This is a genomic window from Rhodococcus sp. NPDC059969 (genome assembly GCF_042738325.1).
In the GTDB taxonomy this organism is placed as follows: Bacteria; Actinomycetota; Actinomycetes; order Mycobacteriales; family Mycobacteriaceae; genus Rhodococcus_F.
In genome coordinates, this window is record NZ_JBHWUF010000007.1 from 49,287 (window position 1) to 65,738 (window position 16,452).

A 16,452-nucleotide genomic window follows, 5' to 3' on the forward strand; every position below is an offset into this window, starting at 1 on the left:
ACAAACCCGACACCTACAGGTTTACGACCTCACACGGTGTCAGAGTCAAGCCTGACGCTTCAGCACTTTCTCGATCGCAGCGCGAGCGGGTGACGACACCGAGGCACCGCGAACCGTCGTCGCCAGGCTTCCCGCCGTGGCAGCGAACTGCAGGGCGCGTTCCTGGTCCTGCATCCACTCCACGGCGAAGGCGCCGGTGAAGGCATCGCCTGCGCCGGTTGTATCCACGGGTGTCACGGCCGGGGAGTCGGCGTGGATTGTCTTCTCGCCCGACCTGAGATCCGCGCCGCCGGCCCCGAGCGTCGTGACGAGGTATCGGACGCGACCGGTGACCGCGGCCAACTGCTCCGACTCGGTCTGGTTGACGATCAAGATGTCGACTGCATCGATCAGTGGATCCGGAAGTTCTTGCACAGGAGACGGATTGAGGATGACCGTCGTCCCGTTAGCATGTGCGTGCTCGGCTGCTGCTGTAACTGTCTCGACCGGGATTTCGAGTTGGCACAGTAGAACGTCGGCGTGTGCGATCGCGTCGAGGTCTGCTTCTGACAACGAGGTGACCGAGGAATTGGCGCCCGGGACGACGATGATGTTGTTCTCCGCGTCCTCGCTCACGGTGATGGCGGCAACGCCACTCGGGCCGTCGACACTACGAAGCAATGCGGTGTCGACGCCGGCGTCTTCAAGCGTGTCTCGCAACTGCGTACCGAAACCGTCGTCGCCGACCGCTCCGACGAACGACACATCGCCTCCTGCCTTCGCGGCGGCGATGGCCTGATTACTGCCTTTGCCTCCCGCGGTTGTGGCAAAGGCAGTGCCGAGCAGTGTTTCTCCCGGAGCGGGAAATCTGGACACTGAGGTGGCCAGGTCCATGTTGATACTGCCGACGACGACGATTCGAGGCGTGCTCATACCTCGAGGTTATCGGCCTTCATTCTCTTTCGACGAACCTTGCGGATGATCCGACGTGCTTCCTCGTCGGTGGCGACGGAGGGCGGCGAACCGTCGAGTGGCTTGCGTGCCGTCTCGGGGATGAGCAGTACCGCGATACCGCCGATCACTGCGGCGATCATCATGTACATCGGCGCGACCAGGTTGCTGCCCGTTGCACTTTCGAGGGCGGTGAGCACCAGGGGAGTGGTTCCGCCGAAGATGGAGACCGCGAGGTTGTATCCGATTGCCAAGCCGCCGTACCTGATTCCGGTCGGGAACAGTGCGGGCAGCACGGACGGGAAGACTCCGACGAACAGCAGGAGCAATCCGCCGAGAATTGCGAGTCCCAGGAAGACCGTCACGTAATTGCCGACGCCGATCAACAGGTATGCGGGCAGGGAAAGGAGGAAGAATCCAATGAAACCGCTGAGCAACAATGGTTTACGCCCGACTCGGTCCGAGAACTTTCCGACGTAACTGATTCCCATCATCATCACGATCATGACGATGATCATCAGGACGAGTCCGTGGGATTCGTCGTAACCCAACGTGTTGGTCAGGTACGTCGGCATGTAGCTGAGCAGGCCGTAGTGAGCGATGTTGTACGTGGCCACGAGAACGATGCACAGGACGAGCGGTCGCCAGTTGTCGACGAGAGTTTCGCGCAGTTTCTTGCCGGTGGATTCGTCTGCGAGGGAGCGCTCTTCGGCCTGCTCCATCATCTGGAATGCGGGAGTTTCCTCCAAACGCAGACGGAGGTACAGACCGATGAGACCCAGCGGTCCGGCAATGAGGAAGGGGATGCGCCAGCCCCACTGGAGGAGGTCCTCGGCGCTGACGACGGTCTGGATGATCGTGACGATGCCCGCTGCCGCCACATATCCTGCCAGGGTGCCGAATTCGAGGAAGCTGGCGAAGAAGCCGCGCCGCTTGTCCGGTGCGTATTCGGCGACAAACGTACTGGCCCCGCCGTATTCGCCGCCGGTGGAAAAGCCCTGCAGTAGGCGTAGGAGTACCAGCAGGATCGGGGCGGCGATACCGATGGATTCGTAGCTCGGGATGAGGCCGATGGCGAAGGTGCTGCCCGCCATCAGAATGATGGTGGTGGCCAGGACTTTCTTGCGTCCGATGCGGTCACCGAGTGGACCGAAGAACAATCCGCCGAGTGGGCGGACGATGAAGGCTGCCGCAAAAATTGCAAAGGTAGAGAGGAGTTGAGCGCTGCCGCTCGCGTCCGGGAAGAACACTTTTCCGATAGTGGTAGCTAGATATGCGTAAACGCCGAAATCGAACCACTCCATGGCATTTCCGAGCATCGTTGCCTTGACAGCGCGCTTGACGGACGCATTGTCGGTGACGCAGACATCGGGTGATTCGGCCACTTCGAGAGCGCTGATCGAGTTCTCTGGTGTAGTCATGACATGCGCTCCCCAGCGCAATCATCGAACCGAGCGGGGCACGTACCTGATGCACGCATCTTTTCGTTGCCCACTCGCCGATGAGCCGGTCGGGAAATCGAGCGTCCGCGTGCCCTGTGGCTCGTTGCGACCCCCGTCGCACGGCTCTGGCCCGCGGCAGTGTCCGGAGCCCACAGGGCTCCGGACTACCGGCAAGTAAGACGCTTACGCTATCAAAGTTGTGCGCGGGAGCCGATTTTCGGGCTAGAAGGCGCGCGCGTACTGCGACGGGATATGCGGTCCTACCTCGGCGTTCAGTTCACGGGCCGCCCGGCGCGCCCAGTAGGGATCACGCAACAGTTCGCGGCCGAGGAGCACCGCCACTGCGCTTCCGTCCTCGACGATCTTCTCGGCTTGCTCGGGTTCGGTGATGAGGCCGACGGCGGCGGCCGGTAGCAGGCTCTCGTTCTGGAGGCGACGGGCGAACGGAACCTGATATCCCGGTTCCACCGGAATCTGCGCCGCCGGTGAATTACCGCCGGTGGAGACGTCGACGAGATCGACTCCGTAGTCGGAGAGGATGTTGGCGAGGGCAACGGTCTGATCGGCGGTCCAGCTGTCGACCTCCAGTCCGCGCTCTTCCGTCAGCCAATCCGTCGCCGAGACCCGGACGAAGAGCGGCAACTCGGCCGGCCACACCTCGCGGACTGCGCTCAGGATTTCCAGGAGCAACCGAATGCGGTTCTCGAAGCTGCCGCCGTAGCGGTCCGTTCGCTTGTTGCTCTCGGGGGAGAGGAACTGATGGATCAGGTATCCGTGAGCCGCGTGAATTTCCACGACCTTGAATTCGGCCTTCAATGCACGGGTTGCCGCCGCTGCGAAGTCCGCGACGACCTGTTCGATGCCCTCGGTGGTGAGCTCGACCGGCTCGGCGAGATGACCGAACGGAACCGCGCTGGGAGCCACTGTCTGCCAGGAGAGACGGTCGTCGGCCGGCAGGCTCTTGCCTCCGCGCCACGGAACCTGCGTCGACGCTTTGCGTCCGGCGTGCGCCAGCTGAATTCCGGGCACTGCGCCGAAGTACGCGAGTTGCGCGTTGATCTCGGCGAAGGCTTGCGCCTGCGTGTCGTTCCAGATCCCCAGATCAGCTGCCGATATGCGGCCCTCGGCATTGACGGCCGTCGCCTCGGTGAGAATCAGGCCGGTGCCGCCGATCGCACGGCTCACCAAGTGCGTGCGATGCCACTCGTTGGGCACTCCGACCTGGTCGCCGATGACGTCAGCCGAGTACTGGCACATCGGTGCCATCCAGACGCGGTTCGGGATGGTGACGCCGCGCAGGGTCAAAGGCTCGAACAACACACTCACGGATGGCTCCTGACTCGAAGAAGAAGGTCGGTGGGTGCAACAGTGTCGCGCGCCGGAATTGTTCCCCGGCGGTCCGCCGAAATGTTCCCCGGCGGTCCGCCGGAATGGTCCCGGGTGGTCACAGCCTTGTTCCGCCGAGCAGGCCGCCGCGGTGGGTGGTTAATGTGTATTCATGACCGCTGTGACATCCAACGCAGAAACCGTCGACTCGAATGCGTCCGACACCAAGGCCGTCGTGCACGACGCCGCACGCCGAGCCCGTAAGGCTTCGCGCGTCCTGGCTCTGCTGACCACCGCGCAGAAGGACGCTGCGCTCCACGGCGCAGCCGACGCGGTACTCGCGGCCAGTGATCGGATTCTCGCGGCCAACGCTCTCGATATCGACACTGCGAAGGCCGGTGGCACCGAGGAATCATTGCTCGACCGCCTTCGGCTGACTGCTGACCGGATCGAGGGCATCGCTTCGGGTTTGCGTCAGGTTGCCGGGCTACCCGATCCGATCGGCGAGGTGCTTCGTGGTTCCACTCTGCCGAACGGCTTGGAGCTACGCCAGCAGCGCGTTCCGCTCGGTGTCGTCGGCATGGTCTACGAGGCTCGCCCCAACGTTACCGTCGACGCATTCGGACTGACTCTCAAATCGGGAAATGCTGCGCTGCTTCGTGGTTCGTCCTCGGCGGTCAAGTCCAACGAAGCGTTGGTGGAGGCGCTTCGCGCGTCGTTGGTTGCTCAGGGGCTCCCCGAGGACTCCGTTCAACTTCTGCCGAGTGCAGATCGGTCGACGGTCACGCACCTCATCCAGGCCCGCGGCCTCGTCGATGTTGTCATCCCACGCGGCGGTGCCGGGTTGATCAACGCAGTCGTGCGTGATGCCACCGTGCCCACCATCGAGACCGGTGTCGGTAATTGCCACGTCTACGTTCACTCGGCCGCCGATCTCCTGATGGCCGAGAAGATTCTTCTCAACTCCAAGACCCGTCGGCCCAGCGTCTGCAATACAGCCGAAACCGTGCTGGTCGACGCTGCGATCGCCGAGACCGCCGTGCCGAAGCTGCTGCAAGCGCTCCAGATGCACGACGTTGTAGTGCACGGTGATCTGCCGGGACTGGTCCCCGCCACCGAGGACGACTGGTCGAAGGAATACCTCACCCTCGACGTCGCTCTCAAAATCGTCAAGGACTTGGACGCTGCCGTCGAGCACATCGACCAGTACGGAACGGGCCACACCGAAGCCATCGTGACGTCCGATCTCTCGGCTGCCCGCGAGTTCACCGCTCGCATCGACGCCGCCGCAGTGATGGTCAACGCGTCGACTGCATTCACCGACGGTGAGCAGTTCGGGTTCGGCGCCGAGATCGGCATCTCCACCCAGAAACTACACGCGCGTGGCCCCATGGGGCTGCCGGAACTGACGTCCACCAAGTGGATCGTCTGGGGCGACGGGCACACCCGACCCGCCTGAAAAGTTCACCAGACTTGCCCCCCCTTTTTAGGAGTTAACCGTGGACCGAGCTCTCCCCGATACAACACCGTTCTTCTCGAGCGTCGACGACGTGATCGAGCGTTTGGCCGAGACGGGTTACCTGTCCGACAAGGGCACTGCAACGGCAGTGTTCCTTGCCGACCGACTGGGCAAGCCCCTGCTCATCGAGGGACCGGCCGGTGTCGGTAAGACCGAGTTGGCGCGCGCGGTAGCCCAGACGACAGGCGCCGAGCTGGTACGTCTGCAGTGCTACGAAGGCGTCGACGAGGCTCGTGCGCTCTACGAGTGGAACCACGCGAAGCAGATCTTGCGGATCCAGTCGGGCGGGGCGAGCGGAGCGAGGGGTGATGTCGCGGTCGACCACAGCTGGGACTCGACGAAGGCGGATGTGTTCTCGGAGGAGTTCCTGCTCGCTCGTCCACTGCTCAAGGCAATTCGCCGCGAGGACCCGACGGTGCTGTTGATCGACGAGACGGACAAGGCCGACGTCGAGATCGAAGGCCTGCTCCTTGAAGTCCTCAGCGATTTCGCGGTCACGATCCCCGAACTCGGAACCATTACCGCCACCCGCAAGCCGTTCACTGTGTTGACCTCGAATGCCACTCGTGAACTCTCGGAGGCTCTGAAGCGTCGTTGCCTCTTCCTGCATCTCGACTTCCCGGATGCGGACCTCGAGCGCCGCATCCTCGCCAGTCGGGTGCCGGAACTGCCCGAAGCGATTGCCGAGCAGCTGGTCAACACCATTCGTGTTCTTCGCGGAATGCAGCTCAAGAAGGTCCCTTCGGTGTCGGAGACCATCGACTGGGGCCGCACACTCCTGGCTCTGGGCATGGACACTCTCGACGACGATGCCGTTCGCGCCACGCTCGGCGTGATCCTCAAGCACCAGTCGGACCAGGTGCGTGCCGCCGCTGAACTTCGGCTGAACTGAGGTCTGACATGGCTCCCGCAGGATCGACGTCGCCGCTCTCACCTGGCGGCCTGGCAGCGCCGCACGGGATTCCCGGTCACCTCGTCGATTTTGTCGAGGCGCTGCGACGACGCGGAATCATGGTCGGCCCGTCCGAGACCGTCGACGCCGGTCAGGTCATGTCGGTTCTCGATCTGCTCGATCGTGAGGCTCTTCGTGAAGGGCTGGCGTGCTCGCTCCTGCGCAGGCCGACCCACCGGGCCACGTTCGACGCCGTCTTCGACCTGTGGTTCCCCAAAGCGATCGGTGACCGGGCGGTCGGAGACGTCGACGTGTCACTGCCACGTAAGCCCGACGGTTCGATCGATCTGCAGGCCTTGCGTGAGCTGATCGCCGAATTGCTGACTGACGGCAGCGACGAGGCGATGGAGTTGACCGAACTTCTCACCGCCGCAATGGTCGAGGAACTCGGGCAATACCAGTCGAGCAACGGCCCGTCGTTCTCCGCCTACCAGGCACTGCGCGACGTCGCCCCGGAGACTTTGCTCAACAAGATCCTGCAGGGTCTACTCGGCAACCAGGAAGGTTCCGGGTCGGAAGGCAAGGACAACTCCGACTATCAATCCGAGGTCGCCAAGCGCACGGCAGCACAGCGCATCGCGGACTTCCGCAAGATGGTCGAGAAGGAAACGCGTCGACGCACCGCTGAGAATCTGGGCAAGGAACGGGTCGCCACGTACGGCGTTCCGAAACTCGCCGAGGAAGTCGACTTCCTGCGGGCCTCCGACGCCGAACTCACCACGCTGAAGAAGAACGTCGCACCCCTGGCTCGTCTGCTGGCCAGCCGTCTCGCCGTGCGTCGTAGCCGCTCCCGCGCGGGTTCGATCGACCTGCGTCGCACCTTGCGCAAGTCCATGTCGACGGGTGGAGTGCCGATCGATCTGGTGCAGCGCAAGCCGAAGCGAGCACGACCGGAACTTGTGGTGATGTGTGACGTGTCGGGTTCGGTGGCGGGGTTCAGCCATTTCACCCTGCTGCTCGTGAACGCCTTGCGCGAGCAGTTCTCGCGCGTGCGGGTGTTCGCGTTCATCGACACGACCGACGAGGTCACGCGGTTCTTCGACTCGAACGCAGACCTCGGGTCCGCGATGTCACGGATGGTGCGTGAAGCCGAGCTGATCACCTACGACGGCCACTCCGACTACGGGCACGCCTTCGGGGTCTTCCAGGAGAAGTTCGCGCAGTCGATCACCAGTCGCACGTCGCTGCTGGTACTCGGCGACGGTCGCAACAACTACCGCGATCCCAACCTCCAGTCGCTGTCGCAGATGGTTGCGGTTGCCAAGCACGCACACTGGCTCAACCCTGAGCCGAAGGGGCAATGGGGAACGGGTGACTCCGCGGCGAAGGTGTACAACGAGGTCATCAGCATGCACGAGTGCCGCTCCGCCCAGCAGCTTGCCGACGTCGTGTCCCGTCTGCTGCCGGTCTGACCCGTAAGCTCGACACTCGTGCAGAAGGGACTATCGGTGGAACGTGCTCGACGCCTCGGAGTGATGGGTGGCACCTTCGACCCCATTCACCATGGCCACCTCGTTGCGGCCAGTGAGGTCGCCGACCGGTTCGGACTCGACGAAGTGATCTTCGTCCCCACCGGGCGGCCCTGGCAGAAGCAGGGGAGGGGCGTCAGTCCTGCCGAGGATCGGTACCTCATGACGGTCATCGCCACCGCCTCCAACCCGCGGTTTTCCGTCTCTCGGGTCGACGTCGACCGTGAAAAAGTGACGTACACCGTGGACACATTGCGAGACCTCCGGGCCTACCATCCCGACGCCGAACTCTTCTTCATCACCGGTGCCGATGCGCTGGCCAGCATCCTTTCCTGGCAAGATTGGGAAGAGTTGTTCGCATTGGCGAAGTTCGTCGGGGTATCGCGACCGGGCTTCGATCTCAATGCAGAGCACCTGGCCGGTCACCTCGACACCATGCCCGCCGACGCGGTCACGTTGATAGAGATTCCGGCACTTGCCATTTCGTCGACCGAATGTCGGCGTCGGGCAAGTGAAGACCGCCCTGTCTGGTACCTGGTGCCGGATGGAGTGGTGCAGTACATCTCGAAGCGGAACCTGTATCGACCTGTCGACGCGGAGCGCCGCGACGGAGCTACAACGATGTCGGAGCCCGCACCGGGGAAGTCGGAAGCCGTCCCGGGCGCCGAATCGAGCTAGCCGAGAACAACAAGTACTTTCTGAAGACGAAACTGGAGAACATCGAGTGAGTGCAAACACCGAAGCCATCGACATGGCACGCATCGCGGCCTTGGCAGCCGACGAGAAGCTGGCCACCGAAGTGGTGGTGCTCGATGTGTCCGAACAGCTGGTCATCACGGACTGCTTCGTGATCGCGTCCGCGACCAACGAGCGTCAGGTCAACTCGATCGTCGAGAACATCGAGGATCGCCTCCGCGAAGCCGGACACAAGCCTGTCCGTCGTGAAGGCACCCGCGAGGGCCGCTGGGCACTGCTCGACTACGCCGACATCGTCGTCCACGTCCAGCACGACGAGGAGCGCAACTTCTACGCTCTCGATCGCCTGTGGAAGGACTGCCCGACGGTCGAGGTCGAAGGTCTCGGACAGAACCGTCCCGGCCCCGCCGACGCCAACACGGTGTTCGAGACCGACACGGTTTCCGAGCCGGACGCGCAGGATCCCTCGCTGTGACTTCATCGGCGCCCAGTGCGGCGTCGAACCCTGTCCGCCGGCTCATCCTGCTGCGTCACGGACAGACCGAATACAACGCCGACTCTCGGATGCAGGGGCAACTCGACACCGACCTGTCGGAGTTGGGACGCACGCAGGCCAAGAGTGCAGGTCCGGTGATCGCCGATCGCAGACCGTTGACGATCGTGTCCTCGGATCTGCGTCGGGCGTACTTCACGGCCGTCGCTGTCGGTGATGCCGCCGGACTTCCGGTCCTCACCGACACGCGTCTGCGTGAGACACACCTGGGCGAGTGGCAAGGCCTGACGCATCACGACGTCGACGAGCGCACTCCCGGTGTGCGATCTGCCTGGCGGGCAGATGCCACGTTGGCGCCGCCCGGCGGTGAAAGCCGAATCGACGTCGCGAATCGCAGCCTTCCCGTAGTTCACGAACTACTCGAGACGCACCCGGACTGGGCCGAGCGGCCCGTGGTTCTGGTGGCGCACGGAGGCTTGATCGCGGCACTGACAGCGGCCTTGCTCGACCTGCCCATCGACCGCTGGGCTGTCCTCGGCGGATTGGGAAACACCAGTTGGGTGCAACTCAGCGGACACGGTGACGTCAAGTCGATCGAGTGGCGACTCGACGTATGGAATGCTTCTGCGAGTGTCGCAAATGACGTCCTCTGAAAGTGCCGACGGGCAGCGCCCCGTCCTCCTCGTGCTCGCGGATTCGCTGTCGTATTTCGGCCCCAAAGGCGGCCTCGCGGCAGATCATCCACGCATCTGGCCCAACATCGTGGCCGACGAACTCGGCTGGGATGTCGAGCTGGTCGCCCGTATCGGCTGGACGTGCCGCGACGCGTGGTGGGCACTGACTCAGGATCCTCGTGTGTGGGCGGCGGTGCCGCGGGCCGGCGCCGTCGTGTTTGCGGTCGGCGGTATGGACTCGCTGCCGTCCCCCTTGCCTACCGCGCTCCGCGAGACCATCCGCTACGTTCGTCCTCCGGCGCTTCGACGCGTGGTGCGCGAGGGTTATCAGTGGCTGCAGCCGCGGCTTGCACCTCTGGGCCGCCCGGTCGCGCTTCCGCCCAAGCTGAGCGTCGAGTATCTGGAAAGCTCGCGAAATGCGTTGGAGTACATGCGGCCGGAACTGCCGATGATCGCGACCCTGCCGTCCGTGCACCGCAGCGAGGCCTACGCAAGCGTGCATGCCGGCCGGCCGGCCGCCGTATCCGCGATCACCGAGTGGGCTACGAAGAAAGACGTTCCCGTGGTCGACCTTGCGGATGCAGTGCGCGACAACGTCTTTTCCGAGAACGGCAATCCTGATGGCATTCACTGGGGTTGGGACGGTCACGTCGGCGTAGCCCGCGCGATGATCGCTGCGATTCGCGGGGTCGAGGCGCAGACAGTGGTTTCGCCGGAACTTGTCTCACCGCAACTCGTCTCACCACCGAGCGAAGTCGGGTAGCACAGTGCCGGTCGTCGTCGTCACGGATTCCTCCGCCTGCATTCCGCAGGAGTCGGCCGACGCATGTGGCATTCAGGTGGTTCCCCTCCATGTGCTCCGCGACGGCTGCGACTTGCGTGAGGGCGTCGACGCAATGCCGAACGATCTGTCGGGAGTGACAACGGCCGGAGCGTCGCCCGCCGAGTTGTCCGAAGCGTATGCACGCGCCCTGGACATGAGCGACGGTGACGGCGTTCTCGCCGTTCACATTTCACGTCAACTCTCGGGAACGTGGGAAGCCGGACGAGTCGCGGCCCAGGAGTTCGGTGGCGCCGTCCGGATCGTCGATTCACAGTCCGCCGGAATGGGTTTGGGATATCCCGCTCTCGAAGCTGCGCGCTTGGCCGAGAAGGGCGCTTCACTCGAAGAGGCATATGGCCGGGCGGTCGACGTTGCAAGTCGTGGGCGCTGCTACATCGTCGTCGACAAACTTGATCAATTGCGCCGGGGCGGACGAATCGGAACCGCGGCTGCGTTGCTGGGTACTGCATTGGCGATGAAGCCGATCCTGCATCTGGTGGACGGCAAGCTGGTGCTCGGCGAGAAAACACGTACCACCACCAAAGCGCTTGCACGCTTGGTGGATTCGGCAGTCGAGCGCGCTGGTCTCGGTCGTGTGGCGATAGCCGTGCATCACATGCGAGCGCGAGAGCGTGCGGACGGGATCGCGGAACAGTTGGCCGAGCGCATCCCCGATGTAGCGGAATCTGTGGTTACCGACTTCAGTGCGGTCATCGGAGCGCACGTCGGTGTCGGCGCGATCGGTGTGGTGGTGTGCCCGCTGCCGGACGTCGACACGAGTGCCTGAGCGGTCTTGAACTTTGCATTGTGGCTCGATCACTGTGCTGATGTCGATGCATCAAAACAAATCGATCGCGGAGAAGTTCGTTCGCTCGTATCATTCTCGATCGTGACCCGATAGCTCGAACTTCATCGTTACCGCTGTCGGAATGGGTCGGGGGACGACTCTGCGCAGAGCATTCGGGGCGCAGGGGGAGAGAAGTCGCATGCAGATTGGCAACCTGGCGAGTTTCGCAGTTCTTTGCCTGGCGTTGTCGATATCGCCGGGTCCCGATTCACTACTGGTGATCAAACTTGCGCTTGAACGTCGATTGTTCGGGTTCATGGTGGCTGCGGGATCCGCAATCGGATCGATTGCATGGGCAGCACTTGTTGCGGTGGGAGCGGCAAGTTTCCTGGCGCACACTCCAATGGCGGCAGCAGCACTCCATGTCGCGGGTGGTCTGTATTTGATGTACCTGGGTGTCCGGGAGTTTCTCTATCGGGACACTTCCGACATCGAATTGGATTCAATTGCTCTGCAGGCACAATCAACTGGATGGCGTGCATTCGCTCAGGGCTTCGTTTCGTGCATCCTCAATCCGAAGGTCGGATTGTTCTTTCTACTCGTGGCGCCGCAGTATGCGCAGCCATTGACGGTGTACTCCGTTCTCAGTCTCGGAATTGTCGATGCCGCGGTGGCATTCGGATGGCTTGGAACTCTTGCATTGGGCGCAGCCTTCATGTCGAAGAAACTGAGCGACGCACGAATTCGACAGCGTGTCTTCAGATCGATGGGCGTGGTGATCACAGCCGTCGGCGTCTATGTAGTACTGAGCGCTTTCGCCTAGGCATTCTCCAGCCGGATCACTCGGTGACCACAACCAACCGCGAGACGAATTCTCCACAACCCTCGAGTTCTCCACAGATTGAAATTGTTCGTCGTTGGCGGCGAGGTCTCTCGTTAGCGTCCAGTCATGAGGATCAGCGAGGAGCGCGAGCGGGCGCGTGATCGCCTCGCGGCGATGGACGGCAACTACAGGCGGCGACGCGAGGACGTCGAAGAATTCGAGGATTCAGCGTCTTTCGAGAGGTCCCCGCAGCCATTCGAGAGATCCCCCGAGTGGCTTCAGGACTTCGACGAGGAAGAGTACGAAGCTCAACCCGACTCGTCACGGTTCGATCGACTGCCCGAGCGTTGGCGCGGAACACGTTGGCGCCCGAGTCGATCGGCGACCTGGGTGTTGGCGATCGTCGCTGCACTGGCCACGGCTGTCGGCTTGTTCACCGTGTGGTGGGATTCTCCGAGTATGCAGGCGGTCCCACCGCTGCCCTCGCCCCAGAATGTCACGGCGCAGAATGTCACTGCCGACGATGGTGAATCAGCCAGTCCCGTACCTACCGGTGTCGTAGCAGAGCAGCGGCCTGAGGCTCTGGTGGTCAGTGTCGTCGGACTCGTGCGCACGCCTGGGCTTGTCAACCTACATTCGGGCTCGCGCATCGCTGACGCGCTCGCTGCGGCAGGTGGAGTGCTCGAGGGCGCCGAGACAGTGGGCCTGAATCTGGCGCAGAAGCTCGCCGACGGTGATCAGATCGTGGTGGGTGCGGCCGATCAGTCCGGCGGTGTATCGCCGAGTTCGAGCACCACCGCGGGAGATACCGGCGCTGCCGCTACAGGTGAAACGGGCGGGGCCGGCACGGTGAACCTCAACACCGCTACCGAGGCCGAATTGGACGAGCTTCCCGGGGTGGGGCCGGTAACGGCTGCGGCGATTGTTTCCTGGCGCACCTCCAACGGAAAGTTCACGGACATCGAGCAATTGGGGGAAGTCGACGGGATCGGCCCCGCGAGGTTGGCGAAGCTGCGAGTGCTGGTGTCGGTATGAACGAATCGGAGGTCCGGCCCGTTCTCGACGCTCGACTGCTTCTGTCGGCCGTCGCAGTGTGGGGGAGCAGTGCGGTGGGGATACTGTTCGGCGCGGTCGCCGCGTGGGTACTGGCGGTGGCGTGCGCTGCTCCAGCGGCAATCCTGACTGTCGTGGTCGTGCGCCGGACATCTACGGTGTGGGCACGAATCATGTTGGTTGCATTGCTGTTCGGCGCCGGGTGTAGTGCGGTCAGCGGGTGGCGAGCGACCGAGGTCGAGAGGCACCCACTGACCCGGGCTGCCCTCGAGGGATCGTGGGTGAGTGTCGAAGTGGAACCCACTGAGGATCCGCACGTGGTCTCCGGCGCGGTGGGTCAAGGTCAGGTCTTCTTCCGGGCAACCGTCAATTCGGTGACTGCACACAACCACAGGTACTCCGGAGGCGGCTTGGTCACCATCCGGGCGCCCAGTTCGTCATGGCTCGAAGTTGTTCCAGGGCAGAGCCTCACGGTTCGCGGCCGGGCGAGTCAGCCATGGCGTAGAGACTCCACGCTCGCCGTGATCACATCCGAAGGGCCGCCCACCGCGGTGGGAGACGTGCCCTGGTACCAGCGATGGGCGAGTGTGGTGCGCACTCGTTTCGCGGCTGCGTGCTCGGCTTCACTCCCGCCCGATCAGGCAGGTCTGCTGCCCGGCCTCGTCGTCGGAGACACATCGGCTCTGTCGCCGGTGGTGAAGGACAACTTCACCGTTGCCGGGCTTTCCCATCTCACCGCGGTGTCCGGCGCCAACATCAGCATTCTGCTCGGGGCCGTTCTGCTGTTGGTCAGAGCAGCGGCGCTGAGTCCGCGAGTCGGCGCTGTCTTGGCACTGATGGCCCTCGTCGCTTTTGTTGTCGTCGCGAGGCCGTCGCCGAGTGTTCTGCGTGCCTCGGTGATGGGCCTGATCGGCCTGCTCAGTTTGGTCACCGGTCGTCGCAAACAGGCACTGCCTGCTCTTGCCGCCGCCGTCATCGTTCTGGTAGTCGTGATGCCCGAGCTTGCCGTCGACTGGGGATTCGCGCTGTCGACCACGGCCACGGGTGCGCTGGTGATCATTGCCCCGGTGTGGGTGGATGTCCTCCGTCGAAAAGGTTGGCCCCGTTGGCTCGCGGAGATGACAGCCGTCTCCAGTGCTGCGTTTGTCGTCACTGCACCGTTGGTGGGCGCCATGGCGGGAACATTCAGTGTCGTCACGATTGCCGCGAACATGGCGGTGACTCCCGTGATCGGAATTGTCACGGTGTTCGGTGCGGTAATTGCCTTGTGTGCGCTGATCAGTCCGTCGATTGCCGTGTTCATTGCTCCGCTCGTCCGGCCTCCGATGGGGTGGCTGCTATACGTGTCCGAGCGGGCGGCGGCGCTTCCCGGAGCGTCGGTGGTGGTGCCGTCAGGACTCATCGGCGCTCTCGTCGTCGTGGGCGTCTTACTGGTCGTAGCGCTGACGCTGTGGAATCGGATCTCGAGATGGGTGGTTGGCGTCCTCGTTCTGGGAGTTGTTCTAGCGCTTATCTTTCAACACGTGTTCGGGGGTGGCCGTGTTGCTCCGGGGTGGGTACTGGTGATGTGCGACGTCGGTCAGGGGGACGGTCTGGTGCTCTCGACCGGCGACGGCAGGGTGATCGTCGTCGATGTCGGTCCTGATCCCACGTCGATGGATCGTTGCCTGAACATGTTGGACGTCAACGACATCGCGTTGCTGATGATCAGTCATTTTCATGCCGATCACATCGGTGGATTTGAAGCAGTTCTGGGTGGGCGTTCGGTCGCTGCTGTCGGAGTCGGGTCGATGTTGTTGCCGGAGTCAGGTTTTCGGGCAGTGAAGGAAGCCGCCGACTCGCAGGCCGTTCCGGTTGTCTCGTTGCGCGCAGGTATGGAGTTGACGTTGGGGTCGGTGAACGTGGAGGTTCTCGGTCCGTTGGTTCCGGCTCCCCGCGATGCGGGGGACGGCGCGGACGCCGCCAACGATCAGTCGCTGATGGTGATGGCGCACACGGGCGCGGGTCGAATTCTGTTGACGGGCGACGCCGAAGTTGCGGGGGAGGAGGCTATCCTCCGATCGGGAGCGGACGTGAAGGCCGATGTGTTGAAGCTGCCCCATCACGGTTCTCGGACCACGTCGTCGGCATTTCTGGAAGCGGTGCGTCCGAGGTTGACGATGATCAGCGTCGGCGTCGGCAACAGTTTCGGGCACCCGAATGCGGAGGTTCTCGATGAACTGGATTCATTGGGCGGGGCGGTGGTTCGGACCGACGTCGACGGCACCGTCGCTGTGTACGGCGGGGGCGGCGGGTCTGTGTCGATCGTGTCGGTTCCTCGTGGGACCATCTTCGGGTGAGTAATCCGTCTGGAGTCGATCCGCTGCATCTTGTTCTGGGGGACGACGAGTTCCTGATCGACCGCACGGTATCGCAGCTCATCAGAGCCGTCCGCGGTGACCGCGGCCAGGGTATTTCGGATCTCCCGGTAACCAAGATGCGTGCGGGCGACACCAATGCTCCCGAGTTGGCTGAACTGCTCAGCCCCTCTCTTTTTGCCGAAGACCGTGTGATCGTCTTGGAATCGGCGGCAGAAGCAGGCAAAGATGCCGTAGCTCTTGTCCTGGAGGCGGCGCGTGAGCCGGCAGAAGGCGTCGTTCTGATCGTCGTGCACTCGGGCGGCGGTCGCGCGAAAGCGTTGGCACCGGCCCTCGAGAAGTTCGGTGCCACGGTGCACAGCTGCGGAAAACTGAACAAGAGTCAGCTGGTCGACTTCGTCCGCGGTGAGTTCCGGACCGCCGACGTCAGGGTTGCGCCCGACGCGATCGCAGCGATGATCGAAAGTGTCGGCTCCAACCTCCGCGAACTGGCATCGGCCTGCTCACAATTGGCGGCAGATACCGGCGGCAAGATCGACGTCGATGCGGTCCACAAGTATTACTCGGGCAAGGCCGAGGTTTCCGGATTCGACGTGGCCGACAAAGTCATCGTCGGCGATACCCGGGGTGCGCTCGAGGCGCTCCGATGGGCAGATCAGATCGGAACTGCCCATGTCCTGCTCGCTGATGCCCTCGCCGACGCAGTCCACACCATCGCGAAGGTCGGCCCGTTTGCACGGGGCGGTGACCCGTTCCGGTTGGCGTCGGATCTCGGAATGCCGCCGTGGAAGGTCAAGAAGGCGATCAAGGAAGTCGGCGGCTGGGATCCCACGTCGATCGGCGCTGCCATGCAGATCGTCGCTGCCCTCAACGCCGATGTGAAGGGCGCCGCAGTCGACTCGTCCTTCGCCCTGGAGATGGCAGTGCGGAAAGTGTGTGCGTTGCGGAAGAACTGAGGACACGATGTCTCAGCGCGAGGTTGGCCGGCAGTAGTCTCGCGACCGTGGAGACACCCGTCCAGTAACCCAGCAAGCCTGATCGAGAACGCAAAATAGCCGCCTGGTCTTTCGACCTGGCGGCTATCGAGACGAACCAGTATGACGGCGAA

15 protein-coding genes are annotated in these 16,452 nt (G+C 63.2%); 12 read left to right on the forward strand and 3 right to left on the reverse strand.

The window, feature by feature from the left end:
- Positions 1 to 45 precede the first annotated feature (45 nt).
- The 3 genes from ACFWAD_RS19460 to ACFWAD_RS19470 all read right to left on the reverse strand — a co-directional run bounded on the left by ACFWAD_RS19460 (position 46) and on the right by ACFWAD_RS19470 (position 3,698).
- The gene (locus tag ACFWAD_RS19460) at positions 46 to 912 is read right to left on the reverse strand and encodes a ribokinase (RefSeq protein WP_378546738.1); all 867 of its coding nucleotides are present in this window, start codon (positions 910 to 912) and stop codon (positions 46 to 48) included.
- A complete protein-coding gene (locus ACFWAD_RS19465) occupies positions 909 to 2,351 on the reverse strand; it encodes an MFS transporter (RefSeq protein WP_378538087.1) in 1,443 nt (480 codons plus the stop codon). The genes ACFWAD_RS19460 and ACFWAD_RS19465 overlap by 4 nt, the downstream gene beginning before the upstream one ends.
- Before the next feature lie 243 nt (positions 2,352 to 2,594).
- Positions 2,595 to 3,698, reverse strand: a complete 1,104-nt coding sequence (locus tag ACFWAD_RS19470; RefSeq protein ID WP_378546741.1) for an NADH:flavin oxidoreductase/NADH oxidase — start codon at positions 3,696 to 3,698, stop codon at positions 2,595 to 2,597.
- A gap of 172 nt (positions 3,699 to 3,870) precedes the next feature.
- On the opposite strand from ACFWAD_RS19470, the gene ACFWAD_RS19475 reads away from it, so the two are divergent.
- The 12 genes from ACFWAD_RS19475 to holA all read left to right on the forward strand — a co-directional run bounded on the left by ACFWAD_RS19475 (position 3,871) and on the right by holA (position 16,300).
- Complete coding sequence (locus ACFWAD_RS19475; protein ID WP_378546744.1) at positions 3,871 to 5,157, forward strand: glutamate-5-semialdehyde dehydrogenase; 1,287 nt, start codon at positions 3,871 to 3,873, stop codon at positions 5,155 to 5,157.
- Positions 5,158 to 5,197: 40 nt separating this feature from the next.
- On the forward strand, positions 5,198 to 6,109 hold the full coding sequence (locus ACFWAD_RS19480; protein WP_019749056.1) for a MoxR family ATPase: 912 nt from the start codon (positions 5,198 to 5,200) through the stop codon (positions 6,107 to 6,109).
- Positions 6,110 to 6,117: 8 nt separating this feature from the next.
- Positions 6,118 to 7,581, forward strand: a complete 1,464-nt coding sequence (locus ACFWAD_RS19485) for a VWA domain-containing protein (protein ID WP_378447870.1) — start codon at positions 6,118 to 6,120, stop codon at positions 7,579 to 7,581.
- A gap of 18 nt (positions 7,582 to 7,599) precedes the next feature.
- Positions 7,600 to 8,316, forward strand: coding sequence for a nicotinate-nucleotide adenylyltransferase (gene nadD, locus ACFWAD_RS19490; protein ID WP_080657183.1), 717 nt, complete (start codon positions 7,600 to 7,602; stop codon positions 8,314 to 8,316).
- A 46-nt stretch (positions 8,317 to 8,362) separates the two neighbouring features.
- Entirely contained in the window at positions 8,363 to 8,809 is a 447-nt protein-coding gene (gene rsfS / locus ACFWAD_RS19495) for a ribosome silencing factor (RefSeq protein WP_003944502.1), read from the forward strand.
- Positions 8,806 to 9,480 (forward strand): histidine phosphatase family protein, encoded by a 675-nt coding sequence (locus ACFWAD_RS19500; RefSeq protein WP_378504694.1) that lies wholly within the window; start codon positions 8,806 to 8,808, stop codon positions 9,478 to 9,480. Before rsfS ends, ACFWAD_RS19500 begins: the two co-directional genes overlap by 4 nt.
- Positions 9,467 to 10,264 carry a diglucosylglycerate octanoyltransferase gene (octT, locus tag ACFWAD_RS19505; RefSeq protein ID WP_378546749.1) on the forward strand — a complete coding sequence of 266 codons (798 nt, stop codon included), beginning with the start codon at positions 9,467 to 9,469 and terminating at the stop codon, positions 10,262 to 10,264. Before ACFWAD_RS19500 ends, octT begins: the two co-directional genes overlap by 14 nt.
- A 4-nt stretch (positions 10,265 to 10,268) precedes the next feature.
- Positions 10,269 to 11,111: a DegV family protein gene (locus ACFWAD_RS19510; RefSeq protein WP_378546752.1), complete on the forward strand. Its 843-nt coding sequence runs from the start codon at positions 10,269 to 10,271 to the stop codon at positions 11,109 to 11,111.
- A gap of 199 nt (positions 11,112 to 11,310) precedes the next feature.
- The gene (locus ACFWAD_RS19515; protein WP_378546755.1) at positions 11,311 to 11,934 is read left to right on the forward strand and encodes a LysE family translocator; all 624 of its coding nucleotides are present in this window, start codon (positions 11,311 to 11,313) and stop codon (positions 11,932 to 11,934) included.
- Positions 11,935 to 12,060: 126 nt separating this feature from the next.
- On the forward strand, positions 12,061 to 12,969 hold the full coding sequence (locus ACFWAD_RS19520) for a helix-hairpin-helix domain-containing protein (RefSeq protein WP_378546758.1): 909 nt from the start codon (positions 12,061 to 12,063) through the stop codon (positions 12,967 to 12,969).
- Positions 12,966 to 15,326 (forward strand): ComEC/Rec2 family competence protein, encoded by a 2,361-nt coding sequence (locus tag ACFWAD_RS19525; RefSeq protein ID WP_378546761.1) that lies wholly within the window; start codon positions 12,966 to 12,968, stop codon positions 15,324 to 15,326. Before ACFWAD_RS19520 ends, ACFWAD_RS19525 begins: the two co-directional genes overlap by 4 nt.
- Positions 15,323 to 16,300 (forward strand): DNA polymerase III subunit delta, encoded by a 978-nt coding sequence (gene holA, locus ACFWAD_RS19530; protein WP_378546764.1) that lies wholly within the window; start codon positions 15,323 to 15,325, stop codon positions 16,298 to 16,300. The genes ACFWAD_RS19525 and holA overlap by 4 nt, the downstream gene beginning before the upstream one ends.
- Positions 16,301 to 16,452 lie beyond the last annotated feature (152 nt).